The organism is Haloferula sp. (genome assembly GCF_049672945.1).
Taxonomy (GTDB): domain Bacteria; phylum Verrucomicrobiota; class Verrucomicrobiia; order Verrucomicrobiales; family Akkermansiaceae; genus Haloferula.
Genome location: NZ_JBATWY010000185.1, coordinates 42,361 through 55,123, shown reverse-complemented (window position 1 = coordinate 55,123; position 12,763 = coordinate 42,361). Strand labels below are relative to the sequence as shown.

At 58.4% G+C, this 12,763-nt stretch carries 14 protein-coding genes; 6 read left to right on the top strand and 8 right to left on the bottom strand.

Going from position 1 to position 12,763, the window contains the following annotated elements; translation table 11 throughout:
- Positions 1–10 precede the first annotated feature (10 nt).
- The 6 genes from WBG04_RS17195 to WBG04_RS17170 all read left to right on the top strand — a co-directional run bounded on the left by WBG04_RS17195 (position 11) and on the right by WBG04_RS17170 (position 4,035).
- Positions 11–127 (top strand): hypothetical protein, encoded by a 117-nt coding sequence (locus WBG04_RS17195; protein WP_424315938.1) that lies wholly within the window; start codon positions 11–13, stop codon positions 125–127.
- A gap of 184 nt (positions 128–311) precedes the next feature.
- Positions 312–743: a hypothetical protein gene (locus tag WBG04_RS17190; RefSeq protein WP_424315937.1), complete on the top strand. Its 432-nt coding sequence runs from the start codon at positions 312–314 to the stop codon at positions 741–743.
- Between the two features lie 74 nt (positions 744–817).
- A complete protein-coding gene (locus tag WBG04_RS17185; RefSeq protein ID WP_424315936.1) occupies positions 818–1,246 on the top strand; it encodes an NINE protein in 429 nt (142 codons plus the stop codon).
- Between the two features lie 36 nt (positions 1,247–1,282).
- Positions 1,283–2,266, top strand: a complete 984-nt coding sequence (locus WBG04_RS17180) for an alkaline phosphatase D family protein (RefSeq protein WP_424315935.1) — start codon at positions 1,283–1,285, stop codon at positions 2,264–2,266.
- Between the two features lie 45 nt (positions 2,267–2,311).
- Positions 2,312–2,773: an SRPBCC family protein gene (locus WBG04_RS17175; RefSeq protein ID WP_424315934.1), complete on the top strand. Its 462-nt coding sequence runs from the start codon at positions 2,312–2,314 to the stop codon at positions 2,771–2,773.
- A 113-nt stretch (positions 2,774–2,886) separates the two neighbouring features.
- Entirely contained in the window at positions 2,887–4,035 is a 1,149-nt protein-coding gene (locus WBG04_RS17170) for a prepilin peptidase (RefSeq protein ID WP_424315932.1), read from the top strand.
- Here WBG04_RS17170 and WBG04_RS17165 read toward each other — a convergent pair whose 3' ends face one another.
- From WBG04_RS17165 to tig, 8 genes are all read right to left on the bottom strand, one after another.
- Positions 4,036–5,208, bottom strand: a complete 1,173-nt coding sequence (locus WBG04_RS17165) for an OmpA family protein (protein WP_424315930.1) — start codon at positions 5,206–5,208, stop codon at positions 4,036–4,038. It abuts the gene before it with no gap.
- A 54-nt stretch (positions 5,209–5,262) separates the two neighbouring features.
- Complete coding sequence (locus WBG04_RS17160; protein WP_424315927.1) at positions 5,263–5,898, bottom strand: HAD hydrolase-like protein; 636 nt, start codon at positions 5,896–5,898, stop codon at positions 5,263–5,265.
- A gap of 63 nt (positions 5,899–5,961) precedes the next feature.
- Positions 5,962–6,987 (bottom strand): tRNA (adenosine(37)-N6)-threonylcarbamoyltransferase complex transferase subunit TsaD, encoded by a 1,026-nt coding sequence (gene tsaD, locus WBG04_RS17155; RefSeq protein ID WP_424315925.1) that lies wholly within the window; start codon positions 6,985–6,987, stop codon positions 5,962–5,964.
- Between the two features lie 118 nt (positions 6,988–7,105).
- Entirely contained in the window at positions 7,106–8,326 is a 1,221-nt protein-coding gene (locus WBG04_RS17150; RefSeq protein ID WP_424315923.1) for a S41 family peptidase, read from the bottom strand.
- Between the two features lie 94 nt (positions 8,327–8,420).
- Positions 8,421–8,963, bottom strand: coding sequence for a Uma2 family endonuclease (locus WBG04_RS17145; protein ID WP_424315921.1), 543 nt, complete (start codon positions 8,961–8,963; stop codon positions 8,421–8,423).
- A gap of 175 nt (positions 8,964–9,138) precedes the next feature.
- Positions 9,139–10,416 (bottom strand): ATP-dependent Clp protease ATP-binding subunit ClpX, encoded by a 1,278-nt coding sequence (clpX, locus tag WBG04_RS17140; RefSeq protein WP_424315919.1) that lies wholly within the window; start codon positions 10,414–10,416, stop codon positions 9,139–9,141.
- Positions 10,417–10,493: 77 nt separating this feature from the next.
- Positions 10,494–11,189 (bottom strand): ATP-dependent Clp protease proteolytic subunit, encoded by a 696-nt coding sequence (locus WBG04_RS17135; protein WP_424315917.1) that lies wholly within the window; start codon positions 11,187–11,189, stop codon positions 10,494–10,496.
- Positions 11,186–12,529 carry a trigger factor gene (gene tig / locus WBG04_RS17130; RefSeq protein ID WP_424315915.1) on the bottom strand — a complete coding sequence of 448 codons (1,344 nt, stop codon included), beginning with the start codon at positions 12,527–12,529 and terminating at the stop codon, positions 11,186–11,188. Before tig ends, WBG04_RS17135 begins: the two co-directional genes overlap by 4 nt.
- Positions 12,530–12,763 lie beyond the last annotated feature (234 nt).

Below are 12,763 nucleotides of genomic sequence, written 5' to 3'. Positions count from 1 at the left end.
TGAGCGCGCCATCGAATACATCGAGCAGGATGAGCTGGTGGAAGCGACTCCGAACAACATCCGCCTGCGCAAGCGCATCCTCGATCCGAACGTCCGCAAGCGGATGGAGAAGAAGGCGAAGGCTTGAATGGGCGGAGTTTCGTTGATTTGGCGCTCAGGACAGCCTAGCCTTCGGTCCAATGGTTCGTGAAAACGTCCAGACTGAAGAAGGTATTCCAAGGGCCGCCAAGTCGAAGCGAGCCTCGTGGTTTGTCTGGGCCGTTCTTTGGGTGGTTCTATCGTTGCTTTCCGTGGTCGGAGTCAGGTCGATCATGAGAATGAACGAACGTGAGAAGCAGCTTGAAATGGTGCGTGAGTTGATGGGTGCCGTCTTGCTGCTTTTTGAGTTTGAGGAGGAATTTGGGAACTATCCTTCGGATGATCTTGCAGATCAGGTGAGAAAGGCAACAGGGACGAGCCTCCCATTGACTGGGGATCATGTGCTGAATCAATTTGAAGCCTTCGGTGTGTCGGATGGGCGGTTTGAGATGATAACTCCTAAGGCCGCCAAGGGAGAATGGCTCTACTTGCCCGGGATGAATACAGATTCCTACCCTGATTGGCCTGTGGTGGTGACCCCTGCCATTGGCGGAAAGCGTTTTGCTTTGCGAATTGGAGGGATGGTCAGCGAATTTGCTGCGAGCGAGCTTGATGAGCTTCCCGCCCACATTTCGGATCCGGTGGTCATTCCCAAGGTCCGCTAAAGGTTTTTCCGTCCGTTCCAGAATCCCCTGGTGTTTCTCATGGCGGTGGAACGCGAACATGGGAGAATCGGGGCATGACAAACCCGGTTCAACCCACTCACAGCAAAACGGTCGGCTATCTGCTCTGGATTTTTGGATTTCTCGGCGCGCACCGCTTTTATTTCGGAAAGCAGATTTCGGGAGTGATCTGGTTTTTCACGCTCGGGCTGTTGGGTATCGGGTGGCTGATCGACTTGTTTCTGATTCCCGGCATGGAGCGGGATGCGGCGAAGAAGTATGCACGTGGACCCGCAGACTACTCGGTGGCCTGGATCCTGCAGACCTTCGTCGGGGTTTTCGGAATTCATCGCTTTTACCTCGGCAAGGTATGGACGGGGATTTTGTGGTTGCTGACCGGCGGCTTGGTCGGGATTGGCTATCTCTACGATTTCTTCACGCTGAATGCGCAGGTCGATGAACGCAACCGGGCACCAGGGGAATCATTGGCTCTGGCTCAGGAATGAACTTGCCAGCGGGAATCGCGGTGCATTGATGGAGGCATGAGATTTTTGCCTGCCACGATGTTCCTGATGTGTCTCTTGCCTCTTTCCGCCAAAGAAACGGAGGCGGAAAAGGGGCCGGTTCGTCAGATCGCTTTTGCCTCGTGTTACAAGCAAACGATGGCGGCGCCGGCGATGGAGGCGGTGGCGGCTTTGAAGCCGGATGTCTTCATCTGGATGGGGGACAACATCTATGGCGATACCGAGGACATGGCGGTGATGGCCGAGAAATTTCAGGTGGTGAGGGAGAATCCCGCCTACGCGCGTCTGCGTTCGATATCGAAAGTGATCGGAACCTGGGATGATCACGACTATGGGGACAACGATGCAGGTGCCGAGTATCCAATGAAGCGCGAGTCGCAGCAGGTGTTCCTCGACTTTCTGGATGAACCCGAAGGAAGCGTCAGAAGAAAGCGCGAGGGAGTCTACGACGTCGAGGATTTCGGCATCCCGGGAAAGATGGTTCGGGTAATCCTGTTAGACACACGTTATCACCGGGATCCGATTGGCTCGAACGGGACGATTCTTGGTGAGGCCCAATGGAGTTGGCTGGAGAAGATGCTGCGCGAAAGCACCGCCCAGGTGAATGTGCTGGTCTCCTCGATTCAGGTCTTGCCCGAGGATCATCGTTTCGAGAAGTGGGAGAACTTTCCCAAGGAGCGCGAGCGCTTGTTCTCGTTGCTGGCGGAGAAGGAGGTGCCACCGGTGATTCTTCTGAGTGGAGATCGCCACCTGTCAGAGGTTTCGATGATGGAGGAACGCTGTGGCTATCCTTTGTATGAAGTCACCTCAAGCAGCCTGAATCTTGCTTTGGGCGGAACGAAGGACGAGCCGAACAAGTGGCGGGTTGGAAAGAATTTCCGTCCGGTGAATTTCGGAACCCTGTCCATCGACTGGTCGAAGGAGGTGCCGATCGTGACGGCCTGCATCCGCGATGTCGATGGAGTGCCTCAGCGGGCGTTCACCATCGAGCTTACGAAGTAGTCTGACCTGTTGACGAATGCTGGGGCACTGCTCTTTTAGCGCGCCATGATTCACACGCTCGAACAGGAACAGTTTCTTCCGATTTCCATAAAAGAGGCGTGGGAGTTCTTTTCATCGCCGCGGAATCTGGATGAGATCACGCCACCTGAGCTGGGTTTCAAGATCGAGAGCCTTCGCTCGGATACCATGCACGAGGGGCAGATCATCACCTACAAGGTGAAGATGCTTCCCGGGGTCTGGATTCCTTGGGTGACCGAGATCAAGGCGGTCGACGAGGGGAAGTCTTTTGTCGATGAGCAACGTTTCGGGCCCTACAAGTTCTGGCACCATCGGCATTGGTTTGAGGAAGTGGAGGGTGGGGTGCTGATGAAGGATCTGGTATGCTACGCGATGCCTTTCTGGCCGTTTGGAGAGTTGGGGCACGGGATCTTCGTGGGGCCGAAGCTGAAAAAGATCTTCGGGTTTCGGCGGGAGGTTCTGGAGAAAAGGTTTGGGAAAAAGGGTTAATGGGGCGGCTGAAAGCCGCCTTTCCCTCTTATGGCGCTTGGCGAAGCGCCACTCCGACGCGGCTCCGAAATTTCGGATTTCCGAAATGATTGGAATCATGTTCACTCTTGGGCGTGATTTATCCGCCTCTTGATCATCCGCTGTGGTTTCTGCCGGCCTTCCTTATCGGGGCCTGCATCGGATCCTTCCTGAATGTGGTGATCTACCGATTGCCCCTCGGGTTATCCGTGAATGATCCGAAGAGGTCCTTTTGTCCGAAGTGCAAGAGTGAGATCCCGATGAGGCTCAATATCCCGCTGGTCAGTTGGCTCGCGTTGAAGGGGAAGTGCGTGAGCTGCAAGGCACCGATCCCGTCACGCTACTTCATCGTCGAGCTGGTGACGGCGGTTCTGTTTGCGGTGGTTGGCTGGGTGGTGGTTCAGCACACGGGCGGCAAGGAGTTCAGCGTCCAGATGCTTGCCCTGTTTCCCCTTTGGTTCATGACGGCGACCTTTGTCGCGATCGCGTTCATTGATGCCGAGCATTTGATCATTCCGCTGGAGTTGACGATCAGTGGCACGGTGGCTGGGTTCATTGCTGCTGCGCTGATGCCGGTGCTGCCGGACATGGCGGCGTGGGCATCGTCCGATCCGAGTTGGTTGGGTGGACTCTATCAGGCCTTGATCGGATGGGTGATCGGCTTCTTTGGCTTATGGGCCGTGGTGCTGTTAGGGAAGCTGGCTTTCGGCCGCAAGCAGCTGAGTTTCGAAGAACCGGTCGCTTGGCATCTGGAGGAGCCCAAGACTGAGGAGGAGACGATTGTTTTCCACATGGAAGAGGAGAAGATCGAGTGGTGGGACATCTTCTTCAGGCCTTCCGACAAGTTGGTCATTGAGGCCAAGTCGATCCGACTGAACGGGAATGAGGTCGAAGCCGGGACGCTGATCCTGCGGGAGAACGGGATCGAATTGCCCAACGGAGAAAAGGTCGAGTTGGAGGATATCGAGTCCCTCGAGGGAACTTCGGCCAGTGCCGTGATCCCGCGCGAGGCGATGGGAATGGGCGACGTTCACCTGATGGGCGTGATCGGTGCCTTCTTCGGTTGGTCGGGTGTCTTCTTCACGCTGTTGGTCAGTTCGCTCTATGCCATTGCCGGAGCGGCCTTGGGTCGCATCGGTTTTGGCAAGCAGTTGCCCTTCGGGCCATTCCTTGTGCTTGGGGCCCTGACCTGGCTTTTTGGAGGCTGGAAGCTCGCCGAGTGGTATTTCAATGCGCTGCAGTGACTACTGCATCGGTGCAACGATCTGCCAGATTTCGACGATCTGGTTGCGCTCGGGGACGCTTCCGCTGAATCGGTCCGTCTGGCCGAGGTAGACGGCCTGGACTCGCTGGTTGGGGCTTTTCGCTGCGTCGAGGAGCTGAGCGACAGCGGTGGCCCGGTCCGAGGAGAGGGTGCGGTTGCTGTCGACATTTCCGGTGCGCGAAGCGTAGCCGACGACGAAAATCATCGCACCTTCGGGTACTTCGGCGACGGTATCCATCAAACCGGACCGCAATTCCGGGGCCACTTCAGCAGAGCCTGTGGCGAAGTCGCACTTCTTGAGCACCTCTGCGCCGAGTTTTTTTCCGAAACTGGAGTAGGCTGCCATGATCTCGGAATCGGGCTTTCCTTCGAGCTTACGGAGTTCACGGAAGAGCGCGATGGCTTCCTTCATGATTTGATTCTCGGTCGTCGCGAAGAGGTTGACCCGGTTCAGTTCGGACTCCAGTTGGGCGATGCGGTCCATCAACTGCGAGCGCTCCGATTGGCAGGCGAGGAGCTCTTGTTGGAGTCGGGCAGGTTCGTCGCGGAGTCGAAGAAGTTCTGCGTCGAGCAAAGCGATGCGATTGTTGGCGGCGTCGAGCTGTCCTTGGAGCGTGCTGTTGCGTGTCGCTTCGAGGAGCGCCTTGTCGCGTTCGATCCGGACGGCTTCAAGCAGTTCGCGGATGCGCTGGGCTTCCTTGAGTGAGTCGATGGCTTCCTTGCGGGCGAGGTCGAGATCGCGGTCCTTGTCCTCGAGCAGGATCTGGAAGCTACCGGCCAGCGAGGCGAGGGTTTCGGCATCGGATTTCAGCCGGGCCGCGACTTCCTCGGCGGCTTCCGCTTGATTCTCTCCGGCGAGGGGTTCAAGGCCCATGGCGATGCGTTCGCGATTGAGTCTGGCCCGGCTGGATTTGATGTCCGCCCGCAGGAATTCCTCCTCGAGAGTCTGGCGCTCCTTCTTGCTCATCTCGGCGCTGCCTCCCGACCCGCTGGTTCCTTGGATGATGAGAACGATGAGCAGGCCGACGATGACCATGCAAAAGGCAAGGATGACCGGGGAGGGGGCACGGTACTTCGAAGGAGAGGATTCCGGGGCTTCGACCACCACTTCGGTGACATCGTTTGTCGGTTGATCTTTGGGCTCGTCGCTCATGCAGGGAAAATGAGGGAGGGGACCGGGATTTGTCGAATGCGGAGTGTGTTTCGTTTATTCAGGAGGAAGAAGGGCTAGAAACTCGCCGGGGGAGGAAATCAGGTGTTCCGGAGTTTCTGCAGTCAGGGCTTCGGGGGAATTGAAGCCCCAGGTCACGGCGGCCACGGGAATTCCCGCCTTCTTCGAGGCCTTGATGTCACGGATTTCGTCTCCGACGTAGAGCATTTCCTCAGACTTCAGGGAAAAGGTCTTCCGAATGGCTCGAAGGTGCTTGGCCTTTCCCGTGAGTTTGGAGGTTGACGAGATGAAGTTGAAGAGCCCGCGCAAGCCTTTGGCACGGAGAAATAGATCAACGTTGGCCGGGGCGTTTGAAGTCAGGACACCAAAGGCATCACAGCGCTCCCTGAGCTGGGGCAGGATGGCGTCGATTCCTTCGATTAGATCGAGATTCGTGACATTTCCGCGCATCATTGAGGTGCCACGGGCAATCAGGCCCGGGACGCGGCGCTTCGGAATCCCGAGGTGACGGAGCAGTTCCTTGAGGGAAAAGTGACGGAGTGCGGGAAGCTCTTCGGCAGAGACCTGGCGCAGCTTGTAGTCCGGGGCGAGACGGTTGAAAATCTGACGGCTCTCCTCGAGCGTATCCGCAAGGGTGCCGTCGAAGTCGAATATGATCGTTCGGTATGCCATCGCGTCGCCACTAGAAACCGCGATGATGACCGATGCGCCAAGGACTAAATCGCGCCATTGAAGTCAGGTTGCCAGCGCGAGGTTGGGATCGATGTCTTCGTCGAGCGGCGATTGGTGGCCATCGAAGTGCTGCAGCAGGGCGGCAAAGGCGATCATGGCCGCATTGTCGGTGCAGAGTCCTGAGTCGGCCGTCAGGAGCGTGAGTCCCTCCTTGGCGCAGGCAGCGGTGAAGGCGTGGCGCAGTGCCTGGTTGAGTGAAACCCCGCCGGACAAGGCGATGGTGTCGCGTCCGGTATGTCGTGCGGCCCGGAGCGTTTTGGCGATGAGGACATCGATGACGGCCTTTTGGAACGAAGCGCAGAGGTCGGGCAAATCGGAAGTACGGGGAGTGCCGTAGTCAGGATTGCGGTCGGTGAGGGTGTAGAGGACGGCGGTCTTCAGGCCCGAGAAGGAAAAATCGAAGCTGGGGTCTTTGAGCATCGATCGTGGGAAGCTGAAGGCTTCGGTGTTTCCTCCCTTGGCGGTCTTTTCGATCTCGGGTCCGCCGGGATAGGGGAGGCCGAGCATCTTGCCGACCTTGTCGAAGGCTTCGCCGGCGGCGTCATCACGGGTCGATCCGAGGCGGCGGTAGTGGCCGGGCTTTGCGACGTCGAGCAGCAGAGTATGACCACCGGAAACAATCAGCGCGACGTGTGGCGGGACCTTGCCGGTGGCGACGAAGGGAGAGAGCAGGTGACCTTCGAGATGGTTGACGGCAATGAAGGGCTTTCCTGCAGCGACAGCGAGGGCTTTGGCGGCGGTGGCGCCGATCAGTAGTGACGAGGCGAGGCCGGGGCCGGAGGTGGCGGCAAAGCAGTCGATGTCCTTCAGGGAGATCGCAGCCGTTGCCAAAGCCTGTTCGACAAGTGGCCGCAGGTGGAGGGAATGATTGCGCGAGGCGAGTTCGGGGACGACGCCGCCATAGACGCGGTGGAGCTCGATCTGGCTGGCGATTTCCGAAGCGAGGATCCGGGCGGGCTGGCCGGGTTCTCCGGAGAGGATCGCGACGGCGGTTTCGTCGCAGGAGGATTCGATGGCGAGGAGGAGCACGGCTTCTGAATAGGTCAACTTGTGGCATGACCGTCTCGGTCATGAGTGAGTGAATGGGTCGTTGTACGATGGATTGGAATCTCGGGAATCATGACTGGGACGGTCATGCCACTTTTTATCAATCGCTTTCAAGGGCGGCCTTGATGACGGGATCCTGCCAGTCTTTGAGCTCGGCGGATTCTTCCGGTGTCAGAGAGTCGCGACGCAGGGAGAGGGCAAATTTTTCTCGGAGCTCGTCGGTGAACTCGATTTCGACATCGGGGCTGATGCCCTTGAGGTGGGGCGTGTTGCCACTGGGAGTGTGGTAGGTGGCGATGGTGAGGCGCAGCGCGGTGCCACCGCCCATCGGGATGATGTTCTGGACGGAGCCTTTGCCGTAGGAGGTTTCGCCGATGACGGTGGCACGCTTAAGGTCCTGAAGGGCTCCGGCGGTGAGTTCGGAGGCGGAGGCTGAGAGGCGGTCGATCAGGATTGTGATCGGGTATTCGCGTTGGCGGCGTTGACGGTCGGGAGTCTTGAGAGGCCCGCCTTGGGCTTTTTCACTTCGACCACGGGTAGTGACGACTTCGGTGGATGGTGGGAGGAAGTAGCCGAGGATTTTAACGGTCGCGGGAAGGGAGCCGCCAGGGTTGCCGCGCAGGTCGAGGATGAGGCGTTTCATGCCGGCGTCCTCGAGCTCATCGAGGGCGGCTTCGATTTCGCGTGGAGCGGCATCGGTGAAGGAGGCGAGACGGACGTAGCCGGCCGGGGGCTCGGTGTCTGCGATGAGGTGGGAGTGAGTCACCGCACGGTTATCGACGGCCCGGTGGGTGAGGGTGATTTCGATGGGCTGAGCGTCGGCGGGGGACTTGAGCAGAAGCTTGCTGGTTTCGCCGGGTTGTCGCTGGAGCCGGGAAAGGAGATCCTCGGGTGGAAGTTCGAGGGCGTCCTGGCCATCGAGCTCAAGGAGGCGTGAGCCAGGCAGAAGTGTGGCGGCTGGTGAGCCAGGAAGAGTATTGGCGAGGTAAGGTCCATCGTCGCGCCAGCCGAGAGTCAGACCGAGTGATGGGACGTGGGGAACGAGTTCCGGGTTTTCCTTCATCATCGCCGCCATCTCCGGGTGAATGAAGGAGGAGTGGGGATCGAGAGATGCCAGCATGCCCTCGAGGGCGTGGTTGACCAGGCGATCGTAGGCGAGCTTGTCGGCGTCGGGATGTCGCTGACGGACCTCTTCGAGGACCTGGACGAAACGTTCGATGGCGGGGTAGGCGGCCTCGTCCGGGTCGGGGAGGTCCTGAGCGTGGAGGGTCAGGGGAAAGAGGAGAAGCGGCCAGCGCATGAGGGAGTGAAGCGAATGCATGGGGCTACGGCAATCATGAGGTGCGGGGTGACTGGAAAGTCGCCTTGCCCACTCATGGCGCTTGGGAAAGCGCCACTCCGATGAGATTGCTGGGTTAGGAGATTTGATCCGGGAAGTCGGGGCAGAGACGCGAGGTGGGGATGGGTCCTTCGGATGAGAAGAAACTCATTTCTCCATCGACGGAGCAGAGCCAGAACTCGCGGGCACCAGCTTCGAAGTAGAGCTGTTTCTTTTCTTCGATCTCGCTGTCGGTATTCGATGGAGAGAGAATCTCGACACAGATTTCGGGAGCTCGGACGAGGCAGGATTTGCCCTTTGATGCTAGCCAGATTTCCGGTGAGCACCAGGCGACGTCGGCGGCCTTGACGCCTCCCACTGTCGAAATGGGGCATTCGGGAAGAACCTTTCCGGTCGGCGCCATCCGGCTGATGGCAGAGGCAATCTTGAATTGTTTGTCCGAATGGTCAGGCGATGCTGGAGGCGACATGATGATCTGTCCGTGTTCGTCGGTCTCGAAGCGGTAGGGCATTGCGGCGAACTCGGGGTCGGCGATGATTTTGTCCCAAACCGCGAGGTTAAAGGCTGTGCGGTCAGCTCCAGTAGCCGAGATTTCGGCGGCTTCGAGAACGGTGCTCATGCTGGAAATGTAGGGGAAACGCCGCTGGCATGCAACAGGGCATGTGTGTCTGGGAATCTAGGAACTATGGCGTCAGGAGTGACGGCTTTTCCGAGATCGGGCTGCCTCTAAAGATGTGAGGAGAGCGGACGATTCTGCCCGCAGTGATTCGAGCGGGCAGAATTGCCCGCTCTCCCTACGCGGCGTCCTTGTCGCTGCGGCGCTTGCGGATGCCGGGTGGCTTGTCGCCTTTGACCACCTGGCGGTTGATGGTGACGGCCTCGACGTCGTCACGCGAGGGGATGTCATACATGATGTCGAGCATCATGCGCTCGAAGATCGAGCGCAGGGCACGGGCACCGGTGCCACGCTCCACCGCTTCTTCGGCGAGGGCGCGCAGGGCGTCGCGGGTGACGCGCAGTTTCACGCCGTTGAGCGCGAGCTGTTTGCCGTATTGTTTGACGAGGGCGTTCTTTGGCTCGGTGAGGATCGAGACGAGTTCGTCTTCGGTCAGCTTGCGCAGCGAGGAGATGACGGGGAGGCGGCCGATGAATTCCGGGATCAGGCCAAAGTGGAGGAGGTCTTCGGGTTGGACCTTCTCGAGGATGTCGCCGGGTTTGGCGTTCTTTTCATCTTCGATCTGATGGAAACCGAGGGTGCTGGCACCCATTCGACGCTGAATGATGTCTTCGAGGCCGACGAAGGCACCACCACAGACGAAGAGGATTTTCTCGGTGTTGATCTGGATGTATTCCTGCTGCGGGTGCTTGCGTCCACCTTGAGGGGGAACGTTGCAAACGGTGCCTTCAAGAATTTTGAGGAGGGCCTGCTGGACGCCTTCGCCGGAGACATCGCGGGTGATGGAGACGTTGTCGGTCTTGCGGCCGATCTTGTCGATCTCATCAACATAGATGATGCCTTGTTCGGCGCGCTCGACATCGAAGTCGGAAGCTTGAAGGAGACGCAGGATGATGTTCTCGACGTCTTCGCCGACATAGCCGGCTTCGGTGAGTGTGGTGGCATCGACGATGCAGAAAGGAACGTCGAGAAGGCGGGCGAGCGTGCGGGCGAGCAGGGTCTTGCCGGATCCGGTCGGGCCGAGGAGCAGCACGTTGGACTTTTCGATTTCCACTTCGGCGAACTCGTCGTTTTCCAGCGGAATGTCCTGATTCAGACGCTGATAGTGATTATAGACCGCGACGGACAGAACCTTCTTGGCCTGTTCCTGCCCGATCACGAAGTCGTCGAGTTTGGCGCGGAGTTCGGCGGGAGAAAGAAGTTTGCGCTTGGAGCTGCTGCGGCCGCCGCCCTTCGGTTTGGCTTCATTGGCAGAAAGTTCCTTGTCGAGGATGTTAGAACAAACGTCGACGCACTCGTTGCAAATATAGACGCCGGGGCCGGCGATGAGCTTTTTCACTTCTGAGTGACTCTTCCCGCAGAAAGAGCACATCGTGAGGTTGGAGGCGCGTGCCATCGGGTCAGTGGGGTGGAGACGGGAAAAAGGCGCCGACGGAGGATTCCGCCGACGCCTTGAGAGTAACCTGAAAGTCGTTAATCTTCGGTCTTTTTTCCGTCATCTGCGTCAGCAGTAGCTTCCGCGACGGATTCAGGGAGCTCTTTCCGGCTCTCGAGAACCTTGTCGACCAAGCCATAGGCGACGGCTTCCTCACCGGTCATGTAATTGTCGCGGTCGGAATCTTTTTCAACCTCTTCGACGGTTTTCCCCGAGTGTTTGGCGAGAATGCCGTTGAGGCGCTTCTTCAGGTTGAACATGAAGCCGATGGTCCGCTCGACATCCGAAGCGGTGCCCTGGGCGCCACCGGAGACCTGGTGAATCATGACGTGGGAGTTCGGGAGACAGAAGCGTTTGCCCTTGGTGCCCGCGGTCAGTAGGACGGATCCCATCGAAGCGGCGATGCCGATGCAGTAGGTGTTCACGTCGCAGGTCAGGAACTGCATCGTATCGTACATTGCCAGACCGGCGGTGACGGAGCCACCCGGGCTGTTGATATAGATGTGGATGTCCTTTTTATTGTCCTGCATCTGCAGGAAAAGGAGCTGGGCGATGACCGAGTTGGCGACGAAGTCGTCGATCGGTGTGCCGATGAAGATGATGCGGTCCTTGAGCAGTCTCGAATAGATGTCGAAAGCGCGTTCGCCCCGACCGTCTTGTTCGATGACGGTGGGAACGTAGTAGTTGTTCTGTGGTCCGCCTGCGGTGGGCAGGGAAGTGGGGAAGTTGTTCATTGATCAGTGGAATCGGATTCTTCCGGCTCGCCGGAAACCTCTTCAATGGTCGCGTGCTCAAGCACGAAGTCAATGGCCTTGCCGATCAGCATGGAATTCCGGATGCCAGAGATGCGGCCTTCCTTCTGAAGTTGCTTGATGAATTTCTTCGGGTTTTCCTTACGCTGATTCGCGATGGTGGCGAGGTGCTGGACCAGTTCCTGATCGCTGACCACGATGTTTTCGGCGTTGGCGATTTCCTGAAGGATGAAGTTGGTTTTCAGGTTGGTGCGCGCTTGAATTCCGGCCGTGGCGAAGATCTCGGCCTGCTGGGCGGCGAGTTCGTCCTCACTCATGCCGGACTCGGCTCCGCGCCTGACGAGGGTGTCCGCCTGACTCTGGGTTTCGTGGCGGAGCAGTTCTTCAGGAAGTTCGAAATCGACCTGACTGTTGAAGTGCTCAACGATCTGGTTGACCTTGTAGTCATCGATCTTGCGACGCTTTTCGATCGTCATCTGCTGGGAGACGAGCTGCTTCAATTCGTCGAGGTTCTTTCCGCCGGTGAGCTTGGCAGCGAGTTCGTCGTCGAGATCGGGAAGCTTGGCCTGCTTGAGTTCCTTGACTGAGACGGAGAAGACAAGCTCCTTACCGTGGAGATCAGCGACCGGGAAGTCGTCCGGGACCGTGACGGTGATTTCCTTTTCGTCGCCGGGCCTGGCACCGACCAACTGTGCGGTGAAGCCGGGGAGGAAGGACTGTTCATCAATTTTCATCCAGAAGCCTTCACGGCTTGCCAGGTAACCCACCGGCTTGCCCACGGCCTCTTCGAGAGGCTTGCCGTCGAGCGTGGAGGTGTAGTCGAGAACGGCGAGGTCGCCATTTTCAGCGGCCCGGTCCTCGATGTCTTCATATTCCGCGAAACGCTCGCGCAGGGATTCGAGGTTCTTGTCGATTTCCTCCTGGCTGACTTCAGCGGAGGGCTCCTTGACGGCGACGCCCTTGTATTCGGGAAGTTCGATTTCCGGAGCGAGGGTGAGGGTCGAGTTGAAGCTCACCGAACCATCCGGATTTTGGGAAAAATCGGCCGGGTTGCCGAAGTTGAGAACCTTGAGTGCTTCCTTTTTCAGAGCCTCATCGAAGGCCTTGCGCACCAGGCGCTCCTGAAGTTCGTCGGAGATGGAATCCTTGTAGCGGGTTTCAATGACCTTGCGTGGTGCCTTGCCGGGACGGAATCCTTGGATTTTGGCCTGCGAGCTGTAGGCTTTGAGGATCTTTTCGCGTTCGGAAGAGACGGCGTCTGAAGGAACTTCGACACGAAGAGTGGCGGTGCAGTTTGGCTGCTTGTCGACGGTAATGTTCATGGTGGAAATCGGGCGTCCGGTGGGCGGTCTGTCGCGCCGGGGGCGGGAAACTAAGGAGGCAGGGGTCTGCTTGTCAAAGCGAAGGTGCGCTCGTTAGGGAGACATGGTCCTTGACGGGGTGGGCCTTTGGCGGGTTTTATCCCCGCAGTCGCACACACACATGGATATTTCATCCTTCCTAGGGTTTTGGGGCGCGTCCCGTTGGACGTGCCGGTTGGTTCTGGCGGCGCTTGT